Below are 13,542 nucleotides of genomic sequence, written 5' to 3'. Positions count from 1 at the left end.
AAAACCTCCGTAATGGAGGTTTTTTCTTTTAAGAGCAGGCGGCCGGCATAAAAACAGGTTCACAGATTCACCTGAAATCGGTGGTGTTACTGAATTGTAAATTTACCTTAAAGTGATTTCCCGTTTATGGATGACGATTTTTTTTGTGTTATTTTGTAAGCGTTAAATATTCAAATTTCTAATTAAAACATAAGCTGCAAATGAGTACGATTCAATCAGTACATGCAAGACAAATTCTGGATTCAAGAGGAAACCCGACAATTGAAGTAGATATTCGTACCGAAAATGGTTATCTGGGACGTGCTGCTGTTCCATCTGGTGCTTCTACCGGAAAGCATGAGGCCGTTGAACTTCGTGACAACGATAAGAGCGTTTATGTTGGAAAGGGTGTTTTGCAAGCAGTCGAAAATGTCAACGATATAATTTTTCCTGAGCTGATCGGATGTTCAGTATTCGAACAAAATCTGATTGATAAGATTATGCTTGAACTTGACGGAACTCCTAACAAAGGGAAGTTGGGTGCTAATGCAATCCTTGGAGTTTCACTGGCGGCGGCGAAAGCGGCAGCGCAGGAAGCAAACCTTCCATTGTATCGCTATGTAGGCGGCACAAACGCAAATACGCTACCTGTTCCAATGATGAATATCCTGAATGGAGGAAGCCATGCAGACAATTCAATTGACTTCCAGGAGTTCATGATTATGCCGGCAAAAGCAGATACATTCTCCCAGTCTCTCCGGATGGGGGTTGAAGTTTTCCATACCCTGAAAACTGTTTTGAAAAGCAAAGGATATTCCACAAACGTAGGTGACGAAGGTGGTTTTGCTCCAAATATTAAATCAAATGAGGAAGCAATTGAAATAGTGATCCAGGCTATCGAGAAAGCAGGTTATAAGCCGGGCGAAGATATCTTCATTGCAATGGACGCAGCTGTTTCTGAATTCTACGAAGATGGATTGTACCACTTTAAGAAATCAGACGGACGCAAGTTGAGCTCTGATGAAATGGCTGACTACTGGACGCAGTGGGTTGCTAAATACCCGATCATTTCAATCGAAGACGGAATGGATGAAGACGACTGGGCTGGCTGGGCAACACTTACCCAATCTGTTGGTAAGAAGATTCAGCTGGTTGGTGACGATTTGTTCGTAACGAATGTAACACGTCTGCAACAAGGAATTGAGTCGCAGATTGCGAATGCTGTACTTGTGAAAGTTAACCAGATTGGTTCATTAACTGAAACGATTGACACGGTTAACCTTGCAAAACGCAATAGCTATAAGAGCATTATGTCGCACCGTTCTGGTGAAACAGAAGACTCTACAATCGCCGATCTGGCAGTAGCATTGAATACAGGACAGATCAAAACCGGTTCTGCATCTCGTTCAGACCGTATGGCGAAATACAATCAGCTACTTCGCATTGAAGAAGAGCTGGGTGAAAGCGCATACTTCCCGGGATTGAAATTTTAATAACAAAAACCGGAGCCAAGTGCTCCGGTTTTCATTTTCGGGCGCTGCTATGAAAAGCAATTCATTCCGGTCATTTAAAACATTGAAAAACTTCTATGTCGCCACATTGGTTGCATGGTTGTTCTGGATCTTGTTTTTGGACAACAATAACATTCGGGTAGTGTTTTCACACCGGATGAAGATGAAGGAACTTGAAGTAGAAAAGTCCAAGCTACTTGAGAAAATTTCGCAGGTAAAGAAAGAGCGGAACGAGGTCTTTGGAAATCCGCAAATGGTTGAGAAATGGGCCAGGGAAAAGTTTCTAATGAGGAAACCAGGCGAAGAGGTTTACGTAATCGTCGACGAGAATAATCAACCCATTGAAAGTAAAAGCGAAGAGTAACCCGCCAGGTTCGCTGAAAAACAATTTTAACAATCCACCACATTGAGCAGAAAAGTCATTCTTATCATTATGGACGGTTGGGGAGTCGCCAAAATGGGCGAGGAAAACCGTTCAGCTGTTATAGCTGCCAACACTCCTTTTTACGACAGTATCCTGCAGAACTATCCAAATAGCAGGCTTGAAGCAAGCGGTCTGGCTGTCGGACTGCCTGATGGTCAAATGGGTAACTCTGAGGTTGGGCATACCAATTTGGGAGCCGGCCGGGTTGTTTACCAGGATTTGGTAAAGATCAATCTCGCAGTATCAGAAGGTACACTAGCTCATGAAAAAGCGCTGGTAGAGGCATTTGATTACGCAAAGTTTAACAATAAGAAAGTACACTTTATTGGTTTAGTATCAGACGGGGGCGTTCATTCGCACATTGACCATTTAAAAGGACTTTGCAAAATCGCCGCAGACAGAGAACTTCAAAACGTATTCGTTCATGCTTTTACAGACGGTCGCGACTGTGATCCTAAAAGTGGATTAGGGTTTCTGACGGAGCTTAAAGATGCTATGAACAAGACTACCGGTCGCCTTGCAAGCATTACCGGTCGCTACTATGCAATGGATCGCGACAAACGATGGGAACGCGTGAAGCTTGCCTACGACGCTATGGTCCATGGTGAAGGAAAACACGTTCCGGAAATGGAGGTTTTGCAGGCAGTCCAAGCTTCTTACGAAGAAGGTGTTACTGACGAATTTATCGCGCCTATCATCGCGACAGACGCGGCAGGTATACCGATTTCGGTAATCAGCGACGGCGATGTGGTTTTATGTTTCAACTTCCGCACAGATCGTGGACGTGAGATCACCGAGGTGCTTACGCAGCAGGACTTCCACGAGCAGAACATGCACAAGCTGAACCTGAAATATATTACAATGACGAATTATGACGATACTTACAAGGGAGTTGATGTCATTTTCGATAAAGATAATCTCAACAACACATTAGGCGAGGTTCTTGAAGCTGCGGGTAAAAAGCAGATCAGGATTGCAGAGACTGAAAAATATCCGCACGTCACATTCTTCTTTTCTGGCGGAAGAGAGAAGCCTTTCGAGGGCGAGAGCCGCTTGCTTTGTGCATCTCCGAAGGTAGCTACTTATGACTTGCAACCTGAAATGTCTGCATTCGGTATCAGAGATTCTATTGTCACGGAATTGGAAAAAGAAGAAGTGGACTTTGTTTGTCTCAATTTCGCTAACCCTGATATGGTGGGTCATACCGGCGTGTTTGAGGCAGCAGTGAAAGCTTGTGAAACGGTTGATCAATGCGTGCAGGCAGTTGTTACAACAGGTTTGCAGCACGGTTATTCTTCTATTATCATTGCCGATCACGGGAATTCTGATTATATGATGAACGACGACGGATCTCCAAACACCGCGCATTCATTGAACCTGGTACCCTGCATTCTGGTTGACAACGATTATAAGGCGCCTATCAAGAATGGAAAGTTGGCAGATATCGCCCCGACTATTCTGGATTTAATGGGACTTGCCAAGCCGGAGGAAATGACGGGAACCAGTTTGCTCTAAAACTTAACTGTTGCAAAAGATGTTGTTCGCAGAGAGCCCGAAAGGCTCTCTGTTCTTTTAAAGTTCCATTCTGATTTTTTACAAATGCCTCAGCAGATCAACCACGAGAAATCCTTTGTTCACGCCACTGCTCTATACTTTTTTATATTGCTTTTTACCACAATCATGACTTCGTGTGATCAGCAGCGTGCAGATGAAAATGCTATAAAAAGGTACTTTGATCTAAAAGGATTTGTAGAAAATCAGATCGTTTACCTAAACGAGAAAAAACCTGAGGCAATGAAGTCAGCAAAGCTTGATGGCGAGCTTCAAACTGTCAAATCAAGAGATATTGACTGGAAAAAAGAACTTGAATTGTTCATTCAGGCTGATATAAACAAGCCTTCTTACGCGCAAAGTTACAATGTGGTAAGGAAAGATTCGTCCACCTACGAGTACAGGCTTAGAGAAAACGCCGATCTGCCGGTACGGTATCTAAAAATTGTTACGGATAGTACGATCCAGTCTCCGGTCAAAGTACTGGCAGTATTACAGTCGCACAATCGGATTTACGAATCTGAGAAGCAAATAGAACTGACTTGCATTGAAAAAGACAATCTTTGGCAGGTTTCTGCATACTCCGTAAAGGGGTACCAAAAACTGATCTTTATGGAGCCAAAGCATTTTGAAATATCGTCAAGAATAGGATTATAGCGGGTTTTTTAGATTGCGTTTCCTGTACGCTTACACCATAAAATGGGTAAAGATTACCCATTTTCCTCCAAGCAAATGCGCCTGAAAGGCTATTTGCCAAATATTTCCTTCCGAAATTTTAGCTGTTGATAATAGGCCTCAGATGTGGAATTTAGGCCTTTTGACTGGTATTATTCATAGAAATTGGTTCCACTTATACATTCCGCTGAACACAGCTTACCCGAGCAGGGCACAAAATTGGTTGCTTAATAAGCGAAACCATGTAGACCCGGACTAACCTGTCAACATGTAAACTAAATCATAAAGTAAAACTTAAAACTCAATGCAACAAGAACAGAAAAATAAGCAAAGCATAGCTTGGGCAATGGTAGTTGTCCTTGGGCTAGCCACAGCCATGTTTGGCTACTTGTTCACAACTCAGAAACAAGAGTTGACTCAACAAGAATCAATGGTAGTTGAGAAAGCAAGAGAACTGGCTGTTACTAAAACTAAACTGGATTCCATTTCCACCGTTCTGGATGCGAAAATTGCTGAGATTGAAAGATTGGGTGGGGATATTACAGAACTTACCAAAATGAAGGAGAAGTTGGAAGCTGATAAACTGGCTTTCAGCAAAAGCAGAAGAGTTGAGACAAACAAGTATCTTGGAAAGATCAAGGAATATGAGAAGTTCCTGACTGAGAAAGACGAGATGATCGCGCAATTGAAAGCTGAAAACGAGCATCTGGTAGCTTCCAATGATTCTCTTAGCACTCACGTTGGTACTTTGACAAGCGAAAGAGAAAGACTGGTTCAACGCCAAACTGAGCTGACTGACTCTGTAACCACTTTCACAGCTGCTAATAAAGAGCTGAGCGAAAAAGTAAGTAAAGCAGCTGCTTTGAAAGCCCAAAATCTTAGAATCCTGACCGTTAATTCAAGAGGTAAGGTAAAAGACAAAGACGAGTACAAAGCGAAGAGAGTTGACAAACTGAAACTGGTTTTCAACCTGCCTGAAAACGAGCTTACTGCTCAGGAGCCAAAAGACATTTATGTAAGGGTTCTTGATCCAGAAGGTGCAGTGATCGCAGACGATGCTACTGGATCAGGCGAATTTGAAGTGAATGGCGCGCCATCAAAATTCACAGCACGTGAATCCGTAGCATTCCAGAACAACAACCAGAAAGTTGAACTGCTTTACGACAACACATCTCAGTTCCGTCCTGGTAAATACAATGTGGAACTGTATGCCGAAGGCTACAAAATTGGTGGCGGAGACTTCACCATCAAGTAAGACATAACTTCACACCATGCATAGCTATGAAAGGCGGCCGATTTACATCGGCTGCCTTTTTTTGTCATTCATGATTTTGGGCCTTGATCACATCGATATACTGCCTCAGTATTTCAGTTTGTGCAGGATCGGATTCGGGGTAGGACATATCCATTCTTTTTAACTCCTCTACAATGATCCGGGCTACTGCAAGGCGCATATTACGCTTGTCATCGGCGGGAATGATGTACCAGGGAGCTTTCTTTGACGCAGTTGCATTGATACATTCTTCGTAAGCCTTCATGTATTCATCCCATTGCGCCCGAACTTTAATATCCTGTTCGTCAAACTTCCAGTTCTTTGCAGGATCTTCAATGCGTTCGATCAGCCGCTCGGCCTGCTCCTCTTTAGATACATTCAGGAAAATCTTGACTACCCGGATTCCATTTCTGTATAGATACTTTTCAAGATTGGTAATATCTGAATAACGTTGTTTCCAGAGTTTGTCAAGATCTTCTGTCAGCTCTTTTGGCAGCCTTTGTGATTTGGTCAGGATTTCGGGTTCTACCTTCACAACAAGCACTTCCTCATAGTAGCTCCTGTTAAAGATCGTGATCGTGCCCCGTTGAGGCAAGACTTGGTTGGTTCGCCACAAAAAGTCGTGACTTAGCTCTGTTTCTGTCGGCCTCTTAAAAGAATGTATTTTGATGCCTACGGGGTTCACGCCTGAAATAACGTGCTTGATCGTCCCATCTTTTCCTGCCGCGTCCATAGCCTGAAAGATCACAAGCAACCCGTAGCGATTATGGGCGTACATCATGCTTTGCAGGTCATCCAGTTCTTTGGCCGCCTCAGCCTGCATGATTTCGTAATGCTCCTTATCGTCGTAGAAATCCTTAACCTTCGTTTTTGCCTTTCCAATATCAAATTTCTTGGAGCCGTCTACACGGTAGTCTGCGGGATCAAAATCTTGCATAAAACAGGTTTTTACAGTTGATACTATCTTTTATTGGATTGAAGAAAATCGACCAGCTTCTTGAATGCACGTGCACGGTGGCTCAGTTTCGACTTTTCCGACAATGTCATTTCAGCAAAAGTTTGCTGATAGCCATTTGGAACAAAGATCGGATCATACCCAAATCCATTGCTTCCTCTCTTATCCCGGATAATCGTGCCTTCCACCGTACCCTCAAACTGCTGGTAAACGCCGTCGATCACTAATGTAATGATAGTTAAAAACCGGGCCTGCTTATTTTCAAATGGGGCAAGGTTCCGAAGTAATAGCTCAATGTTATCTGCGGGCTCCCGTTGCGGTCCGGCATAACGAGCGGATCTTACCCCCGGTTCTCCATTCAACGCAGCTACTTCCAGTCCGGTATCATCAGCAAAACAGTTTACATTGAAGTTCTGATAAACATATTCAGCTTTGCCCCTGGAATTCTCGGCAATGGTTTCATAAGGCTCAGGAATATCAGTTTCACAGCCTATGTCGGCCAATGTCACCAGTTCAAACTGATCGCCCAGTAACGCCTGTACTTCGATAAGCTTATTGATGTTGTTGGTTGCAAAGCAGAGTTTCATAGCATTGATGTTTAATATGAGCTGTGTATTTTACACAAAAAAACGGCCACTCTTGTGAAGCGGCCGTTTGATTTTGATATTCTTATTAACGTGCTGGTGGCGTAACCGGCGGAGCAGCTGGTGCCCCGGTGCCTTTGGAGAAATCGATCAGTTCCATTTCAAATTGAAGAACCGAGTTGCCTGGGATCGGTCCATAAGCTTCGGGTCCGTAAGCTAAGCCTGATGGAATGATCAGCAATCCTTTTTCGCCTTTCTTCATAAGCATAATTCCTTCTTCCCAACCTGGGATCACCATTCCTTGTCCAACTTGCAGATCCAATGGTTTGCCCTGGTTTTTAGAACTGTCAAACTCCTTGCCATCGAGGAACTTGCCTGTATAATGCACTTTCACATTATCACCTGCTGCCGGACTTGCGCCTGAGCCTTCAACCTGCGGAACATACACTAGTCCAGAAGCTGTTTTGCGTGCTTTTCCCTGCAGGTTATTTTTTGCAAGGAAAGCATCGATCACTTTTGCGTCTACTGCTTTTTGTTTAACACCTGCTTCTGATTGCTGCTTCTGGAATTCTTCTGATGTTAAAACACTCAAAACTTTCACAGTAAAGCTGATCTCAGAACCTTTTTTGATCATCGGCGGCATTGGCTGCATCATCTTTGCAAACAGCGTGTCTGCATTGATCATGAATTTTGCACTGTCGCCAGTGGCAAGCATCGCAAGACCTTCTTCAAAACTTCCTTTAAAAGGAGGAGCCTGCAAAACCATCTTAACAGGGTTTCCTTCTTTGTAGGTATCGCGAAGTGTGGAATCACTACCGTTTTTTAAAACCAGATGGAAAGACATAATATCTCCAAGCTTTGCTTTTCTGGCATCATCTTCGTGCTCGAAGATCTGATATTTAAGCCCGTTCTCCGTAACCTGCGTCTTATACTGATTACAAGAGCCCGCAAGGATCGTTATGCCCATCGCATAACTGATTGTTTTAAGATTCATTTGATTGTTTTAATTTGGAATATTTGGGTGAATTTTGATAGGTCAATTTAAAGCTTAGTCAACGCTCAAAAGCGCTTGTTCGTATGTTGGAAGGATACTTAAAAAATAGTCAACGGTTTCATTCACTGATTGTTCCGACCTTCCTCCGCTCGCATTTTTGTGTCCGCCGCCATTGAAATGCGCACTCGCAAGATCTCTTACCGAAAATGTTCCGACTGATCTGAAAGAAATTTTGATCTCTCCTTTGCGCTCAATGAACATTGCCGACATCACGACATTCTCGACCTGCAAACCATAATTAACGATGCCCTCAGTCTCGCCTGTACTTGAATTAAACTTTTGAAGCTCAGCCTCGGTGAGTACCATGTAAGCAGTTCTGTATTTGGGCAGTACCACCAGCTTCTGCGAAAGCACATATCCAAGAAACTGCAGGCGGGTAAGTGGAGCATTATCATAGATAAGCCGGTGAACGCGGCTGGAATCAAATCCTGTCCGCATTAGATCGGCAACGGCAAGATGCACTTCTGCGGTTACGTTGGCGTGCCGGAAAGAGCCCGTGTCGGTCATGATACCGGCATACAGGTACTCCGCCATTGGAATGTCAAAAATCTCGGTTGCAGGAGCGTCGTGTTCGAGTTCTTTTACCAATTGATAAACAAGCTGAGCTGTCGCAGCTGCATTGGTATCCCAAATCATCCATTTCGCGAAGTATTCCGGTTCAAGATGGTGGTCTATCATCATCTTTGGAGCAGGTGCTTCCTGAACTATCTTGCCCAGGTCTTTTAAGCGGGATAATACAGAAAAATCAAGGCAGCATATCAATGTAGCTTCCTGGATTTTTTTCTTGCATTTAGCTTGCTCAGTGGCTTTTTCGTAAACGAGCACCAGATCCGGGTTAATCATCCACCGCAGATTTGCAGCGTATTCAGTAGGGCTGATAACAGTTACTTCGTGTCCTTTTTTGGATAAATAACTAGCCCACCCGAGCGAAGATCCCAGCGCGTCAGCGTCGGGGTCGCGGTGCATCGTAATGATGATTTTTTGGGGAAGGGATAAAAAAGAGCTTAACTCCTTAACGATTTGATTCACAGTTATTTATTTCAAAAAGGAAGTTTTGAGAGCGTAATAAGCCCACAAAATTAACAAAACTGTTGGGATTTGCTCAATCTTGCTCCCGAAAGGCTAAGTATCAGCACACTCTTGCGCCTTTAAATGCATACTTCCCGAACTATCAGGGATATACAATGAAAAATAGTAGTTTTGCACAAAATCAATTAAGCTTTTGAGTATGCCAACAAACAGGACTTTCACAATGATCAAGCCGGATGCCGTACAGGACGGTCACTCGGGATCAATTATCAAAATGATTGAGGAGGCGGGATTTCGTATTGTAGCCTTGAAAAAAACAAAACTTACCGCAGAGCGTGCAGGCGAGTTCTACTCTGTTCATAAGGAGCGACCGTTTTATAATGATCTTTGCAAGTACATGTCTTCTGGAGCAATCGTCCCGATGATCCTTGAAAAGGAAAATGCAGTAGCTGATTTCCGCACACTGATCGGAGCAACCAATCCGGCAAATGCAGAGGAAGGCACTATCCGGAAATTGTATGCAAAATCAATGGAAGCCAATGCGATCCACGGGTCGGATTCTGATGAAAACGCGCAGATTGAAGGCAACTTCTTTTTCGCTTATACAGAACAGTTCTGATACCCGATATCCCATAAAAAAGCCCGGCAAAAAACTAATTTGCCGGGCTTTTTTATGGGATAGTTCACAAATACCTCCTAACGAGAACGCTGTCAATCACATGGATCACACCATTATCTGCGTTTACATTCGGGATTACGATGTCCGACTTGTTGATTGAAACAATGCTATCGACTTTCGTGATATTGACCTTTACCCTGTTCAAAGTAGGCTGCTCACCCGCTTTCAGGTCGGATAAGTTAGTCTTTTTTTGAAGGATATGATTTTTAAGGAAAAGCATAGCAGAATCCTTCGGCATGTTAGTGATTGTAGTTGCACTGATATTGGCCCTGCTGAATGCATTGTTGTCAGGCGCAAAAACGGTCAGGTTTTCCGTTCTGAGCGCGTCGCTCATTTGTGCTTGGATCATAATGTCCCTCAGTAAACTGAACTGGTCGTTTTCCAGGATCACATCGGTGACGGTCTTTGGTTTTACCAGATCTTTGCTATCTTCTTTACACGAGAGAACAGTTGCTGAGATCGCTGCTGCAATCAAAAAAAATGACGCACAACGCCCTATAAAACGGTTTTTTTTCATAGCTTTCCAAAGAGTTATTTTCCGTAAAACTAATGGAAAATGTAGTTTCAGCGTATTTCACCCACAATTTTTTTAATCCTAACCCCCAAACCAATATGTTAAAAACAAGACAATTACTTCTTATTTGCTGCGCCATTTTGTTTGTTAACTCAGCTTTCCTGGTGTCTACCGATTCAACTGTGAAGCCAGCCAAAAAGCCAGTGAAGCTTTTCAATGGAAAGGATTTAAAAGGCTGGAAAATAAATGGGACCGAGAAGTGGTACGTTGAAAACGGCGAGCTTGTCTGCGAAAGCGGACCGGACAAGCAATATGGTTACCTGACTACCGACAAGTTTTACAAGAATTTCGACCTGTCGCTGCAATTCAAGCAGGAGGCTAACGGAAACAGCGGCGTGTTCTTTCGCTCAACGGTTACCGGCACGAAGGTATCGGGCTGGCAGGTAGAAGTTGCTCCACCAAATCACGATACAGGTGGTATCTACGAATCGTACGGCCGCAACTGGCTGGTAAAGATTCCAGATGAGAAAGAAGGATTTTTGAAAATGGGTGATTGGAACACATTGCGCATCCGAGCGAATGGAGATAAAGTGCAAACCTGGTTGAATGGCAACGAAATGGTGGATTTCGAGGACGCCAAAATCGGCGCAGGAAATGGATCGATTGCATTGCAGATCCACGACGGCGGCGGTATCAAGGTACGCTGGAAAAACATCATGCTGGAAGAACTATAGTTTTCATTCCTGTGACCACGGGATTCATACTGCTCAGGCGGTAGTTCGTCGGAAACATTTAGACAGGAAGCTTCATGGTAAATAGATTTGTGTCAACAAACGCAATCTGTTAGCCATGAAGCTTTTTTTATATCAATTAGCGTCCAGGAAGTTGCAAGTTTCCCTTGCCGACATTCACGTTTAGTTTTGTTATGAACGAAAAAAGAACAAAACCGCTGCGCATGACAGCCTCATCATTAGATGGGAGGGATTTTAGTAACATGGATCTCGAGAATGCTGATTTTAGCTTTTCAAGCTTAAAGGATATCAATTTTGATGGAGCTAATCTGCGTAATGCCAGGCTCCGCTTTTCAGCTCTCGACCGGACGACATTCAGGAACGCGGATTTGAGCAATGCAGATCTAAGTTTCAGCAGTCTTACCGATGTAGATTTGAGCGGAGCAAAGGTGGAGGGCGCAAATTTCAGTTTTACATCACAGGAGAAATCTTTCAATTGGCAAGATTTAAGCTTGGTGGCTGTTGTTCAAAATCAGGGCTGGGTCGGGACGCTTGTGGCCGCAGTGTTGGGGGCAGTAGTTCTCTATGGAATCAATGCAATCGCCTACTTTACGGCCGAGCTGTCCTTTACTGAGGAGCCTGTGCGGCTGGCATTTTACAAATACCTCGTGCTACTGAATATTGCCACCGGCGTATTTACAATATTGATAACACAAGCGCTCACAACTTGGCTGGATGTAATAATCAGGAGTCTTTTCACGAAGCATTTGATCCTGTCTGTCGTCGTTTTTCTTTGTGACAGTGCATTGGCATTGAGCATGCACCAGTTATTTGCAACTAATATTGTAAGTAATTACATCGCGCAATACCCGGATGAACCATCGAGGCATGTACCCTGGTACTGGTATGCATGGGTACCAGTGGCGATCGCAAATGTTTTTTACTTTTTAAGTAGAGAAGGCAGGCAGATTTCGCGTAAGATATCTGATCAGGAATACCAGCTGTTGAATCTTGAAAAACTGAAAACGCGCGCCGAGCTGGATGCATTGCAGGCGCGCATCAATCCTCACTTTCTATATAATTCATTAAACAGCATCGCCAGCCTGGTGCATGAAAATCCCGACAAAGCCGAAGAAATGACGTTGCTCCTGTCAAAGCTCTTCCGGTACACCACGGGTAGGAAGACGACTGATTACTTCGACACCATTGAAAATGAGTTGGAGATGGTGGAAACTTATCTGCAGGTAGAAAAGGTCCGGTTTGGGAGCAGGTTGCAGTTTAGTGTGGAAGTAAAGGAACCAGGATTAAGCCAGCTGCTCATTCCAAAGTTTATCTTACAGCCAATTGTCGAGAATGCGATCAAGCACGGTGTATCTAAGATGGCCGAAGCGGGGAATATCGTGGTCAGGATCTATGAAGAAGAGCAATGGCTTCACCTTTGTGTGCATGACAATGGTCCAGCATTTCCGGAGACAATGGGCGCCGGCTACGGGATTAAGAGCATTCAGGATAAATTGAAATTACTCTACGGAGAACTCGCGCGGATAGAACTTCATAATGAACCCGCAAAAACTGTGAATATCGGCATTCAAAGGTCAGCAATCGGACAACATCAAAACGAGAACCATGCATTTCCCTCTTAAAACCATTTTAATAGACGATGAACCGCTCGCCTTGGGTCGGCTGAAAAGATTGCTGGAAAAGCATCAGGACAATTTCCAGATTGTAGCAGAAGCCAAAAACGGCGCAGAAGGTTTGATCGAAATCAATAAGCACGATCCTGACGTTATCTTTCTGGATATCGAAATGCCGCTTTTGAATGGATTTGAGATGCTCGCGAAACTCTCAAAAATGCCGCTTGTGGTTTTCTCAACAGCTTACGATCAGTACGCGATCCGCGCATTTGAAGAAAACTCGGTTGATTATCTGTTGAAGCCAGTTGAAAATGACCGTTTACTTAAAACTATTGATAAGATCCGTAACATTACCAAAGCCGGCGATGCACGAGTAGCAAATCCCTATTCTGAAAACCTGCTGCGCTTACTTGAAGAAATGAAGCCCAAAAAGGAAATCTTTTCTTTGTCGGTCAAATCAGGCGACCGGATCTTGCTGGTACCGCTTACAGATATCACCCATTTTGAGGCCGAGGAGAAATATGTTTTCCTGAATACCCTCGACGGACAGAAGTACCTTCTGAATTACACGCTTACTTCACTTGAAGAAAAACTACCTAAGCATTACCTGCGCGTCAGCCGCGCCGCGATTGTTAATACCCACCACATCAAGGAAATCCAGAAGCATTTCAATGGGAAGTATATGATGAACATGCGCGATCGCAAATCCTCCCAGGTTACAAGCGGCAGTACTTACAACGACGCTATACGTCATCTCCTTGATAATTAACCAGCTCAGTTAGCTTAACTCCTTGTGAACGATTGATTTTGAAGAGGGCATACTTATTCCTAAATTGCGCCCCTGTTTACAATCCCATTAGAATTTTAGGAAGATAGTCTCCTGTTCATCAGTAGGTTTGTTGTATTTCGTGCAATTTGAAATACATATTTTTTTCTGAATTTCGGCACA

14 protein-coding genes are annotated in these 13,542 nt (G+C 43.7%); 9 read left to right on the top strand and 5 right to left on the bottom strand.

The annotated features are described in order from the left end of the window. The first annotated feature begins 200 nt into the window (after positions 1–200). The 5 genes from eno to Q369_RS0115550 all read left to right on the top strand — a co-directional run bounded on the left by eno (position 201) and on the right by Q369_RS0115550 (position 5,395). Positions 201–1,472: a phosphopyruvate hydratase gene (eno, locus tag Q369_RS0115570; protein WP_031528726.1), complete on the top strand. Its 1,272-nt coding sequence runs from the start codon at positions 201–203 to the stop codon at positions 1,470–1,472. Between the two features lie 49 nt (positions 1,473–1,521). After that, entirely contained in the window at positions 1,522–1,854 is a 333-nt protein-coding gene (locus tag Q369_RS0115565) for an FtsB family cell division protein (protein ID WP_031528725.1), read from the top strand. Positions 1,855–1,896: 42 nt separating this feature from the next. Next, complete coding sequence (gene gpmI / locus Q369_RS0115560; RefSeq protein WP_031528724.1) at positions 1,897–3,429, top strand: 2,3-bisphosphoglycerate-independent phosphoglycerate mutase; 1,533 nt, start codon at positions 1,897–1,899, stop codon at positions 3,427–3,429. An 84-nt stretch (positions 3,430–3,513) separates the two neighbouring features. Continuing rightward, positions 3,514–4,122 (top strand): hypothetical protein, encoded by a 609-nt coding sequence (locus Q369_RS0115555; protein ID WP_229206854.1) that lies wholly within the window; start codon positions 3,514–3,516, stop codon positions 4,120–4,122. 322 nt (positions 4,123–4,444) lie between these two features. Next, entirely contained in the window at positions 4,445–5,395 is a 951-nt protein-coding gene (locus tag Q369_RS0115550; protein WP_031528722.1) for a DUF8428 domain-containing protein, read from the top strand. Positions 5,396–5,459: 64 nt separating this feature from the next. Here the strand turns inward: Q369_RS0115550 and Q369_RS0115545 are convergent, their stop codons facing one another. The 4 genes from Q369_RS0115545 to Q369_RS0115530 all read right to left on the bottom strand — a co-directional run bounded on the left by Q369_RS0115545 (position 5,460) and on the right by Q369_RS0115530 (position 9,035). Further along, positions 5,460–6,350 carry a polyphosphate kinase 2 family protein gene (locus Q369_RS0115545; protein WP_031528721.1) on the bottom strand — a complete coding sequence of 297 codons (891 nt, stop codon included), beginning with the start codon at positions 6,348–6,350 and terminating at the stop codon, positions 5,460–5,462. Between the two features lie 23 nt (positions 6,351–6,373). After that, a complete protein-coding gene (gene rdgB / locus Q369_RS0115540; RefSeq protein WP_031528720.1) occupies positions 6,374–6,955 on the bottom strand; it encodes an RdgB/HAM1 family non-canonical purine NTP pyrophosphatase in 582 nt (193 codons plus the stop codon). A gap of 85 nt (positions 6,956–7,040) precedes the next feature. Continuing rightward, entirely contained in the window at positions 7,041–7,946 is a 906-nt protein-coding gene (locus tag Q369_RS0115535; RefSeq protein WP_031528719.1) for an FKBP-type peptidyl-prolyl cis-trans isomerase, read from the bottom strand. A gap of 54 nt (positions 7,947–8,000) precedes the next feature. Continuing rightward, positions 8,001–9,035, bottom strand: coding sequence for a DHH family phosphoesterase (locus Q369_RS0115530; RefSeq protein ID WP_031528718.1), 1,035 nt, complete (start codon positions 9,033–9,035; stop codon positions 8,001–8,003). Positions 9,036–9,234: 199 nt separating this feature from the next. Between Q369_RS0115530 and Q369_RS0115525 the strand changes: the two genes are divergently transcribed. After that, positions 9,235–9,654 (top strand): nucleoside-diphosphate kinase, encoded by a 420-nt coding sequence (locus Q369_RS0115525; protein WP_031528717.1) that lies wholly within the window; start codon positions 9,235–9,237, stop codon positions 9,652–9,654. Positions 9,655–9,718: 64 nt separating this feature from the next. Here the strand turns inward: Q369_RS0115525 and Q369_RS0115520 are convergent, their stop codons facing one another. Next, positions 9,719–10,231 carry a fasciclin domain-containing protein gene (locus tag Q369_RS0115520; RefSeq protein ID WP_031528716.1) on the bottom strand — a complete coding sequence of 171 codons (513 nt, stop codon included), beginning with the start codon at positions 10,229–10,231 and terminating at the stop codon, positions 9,719–9,721. A 95-nt stretch (positions 10,232–10,326) separates the two neighbouring features. Here Q369_RS0115520 and Q369_RS0115515 point away from each other — a divergent pair, with 95 nt between their 5' ends. The 3 genes from Q369_RS0115515 (at position 10,327) to Q369_RS0115505 (ending at position 13,362) form a co-directional block, all read left to right on the top strand. Further along, positions 10,327–10,962, top strand: coding sequence for a 3-keto-disaccharide hydrolase (locus Q369_RS0115515; protein WP_035333561.1), 636 nt, complete (start codon positions 10,327–10,329; stop codon positions 10,960–10,962). 260 nt (positions 10,963–11,222) lie between these two features. Further along, entirely contained in the window at positions 11,223–12,602 is a 1,380-nt protein-coding gene (locus tag Q369_RS0115510; protein WP_229206853.1) for a sensor histidine kinase, read from the top strand. Further along, positions 12,586–13,362: a LytR/AlgR family response regulator transcription factor gene (locus Q369_RS0115505; protein ID WP_031528713.1), complete on the top strand. Its 777-nt coding sequence runs from the start codon at positions 12,586–12,588 to the stop codon at positions 13,360–13,362. The genes Q369_RS0115510 and Q369_RS0115505 overlap by 17 nt, the downstream gene beginning before the upstream one ends. Positions 13,363–13,542 lie beyond the last annotated feature (180 nt).

The sequence above is a fragment of the Dyadobacter crusticola DSM 16708 genome (assembly GCF_000701505.1).
GTDB lineage: Bacteria > Bacteroidota > Bacteroidia > Cytophagales > Spirosomataceae > Dyadobacter > Dyadobacter crusticola.
The sequence above is the reverse complement of the archived record's forward strand: the minus strand, read 5'-3'. Positions and strand labels throughout refer to the sequence as shown.

Coding starts and splice junctions, on each gene's coding strand:
- Q369_RS0115505 (WP_031528713.1), top strand. CDS start 12,586: ATGCATTTCCCTCTTAAAACCATTTTAATAGACGATGAACCGCTCGCC.
- eno (WP_031528726.1), top strand. CDS start 201: ATGAGTACGATTCAATCAGTACATGCAAGACAAATTCTGGATTCAAGA.
- Q369_RS0115510 (WP_229206853.1), top strand. CDS start 11,223: ATGGATCTCGAGAATGCTGATTTTAGCTTTTCAAGCTTAAAGGATATC.
- Q369_RS0115565 (WP_031528725.1), top strand. CDS start 1,522: ATGAAAAGCAATTCATTCCGGTCATTTAAAACATTGAAAAACTTCTAT.
- Q369_RS0115545 (WP_031528721.1), bottom strand. CDS start 6,350: ATGCAAGATTTTGATCCCGCAGACTACCGTGTAGACGGCTCCAAGAAA.
- Q369_RS0115515 (WP_035333561.1), top strand. CDS start 10,327: ATGTTAAAAACAAGACAATTACTTCTTATTTGCTGCGCCATTTTGTTT.
- Q369_RS0115550 (WP_031528722.1), top strand. CDS start 4,445: ATGCAACAAGAACAGAAAAATAAGCAAAGCATAGCTTGGGCAATGGTA.
- Q369_RS0115555 (WP_229206854.1), top strand. CDS start 3,514: ATGCCTCAGCAGATCAACCACGAGAAATCCTTTGTTCACGCCACTGCT.
- Q369_RS0115525 (WP_031528717.1), top strand. CDS start 9,235: ATGCCAACAAACAGGACTTTCACAATGATCAAGCCGGATGCCGTACAG.
- Q369_RS0115535 (WP_031528719.1), bottom strand. CDS start 7,946: ATGAATCTTAAAACAATCAGTTATGCGATGGGCATAACGATCCTTGCG.
- rdgB (WP_031528720.1), bottom strand. CDS start 6,955: ATGAAACTCTGCTTTGCAACCAACAACATCAATAAGCTTATCGAAGTA.
- Q369_RS0115520 (WP_031528716.1), bottom strand. CDS start 10,231: ATGAAAAAAAACCGTTTTATAGGGCGTTGTGCGTCATTTTTTTTGATT.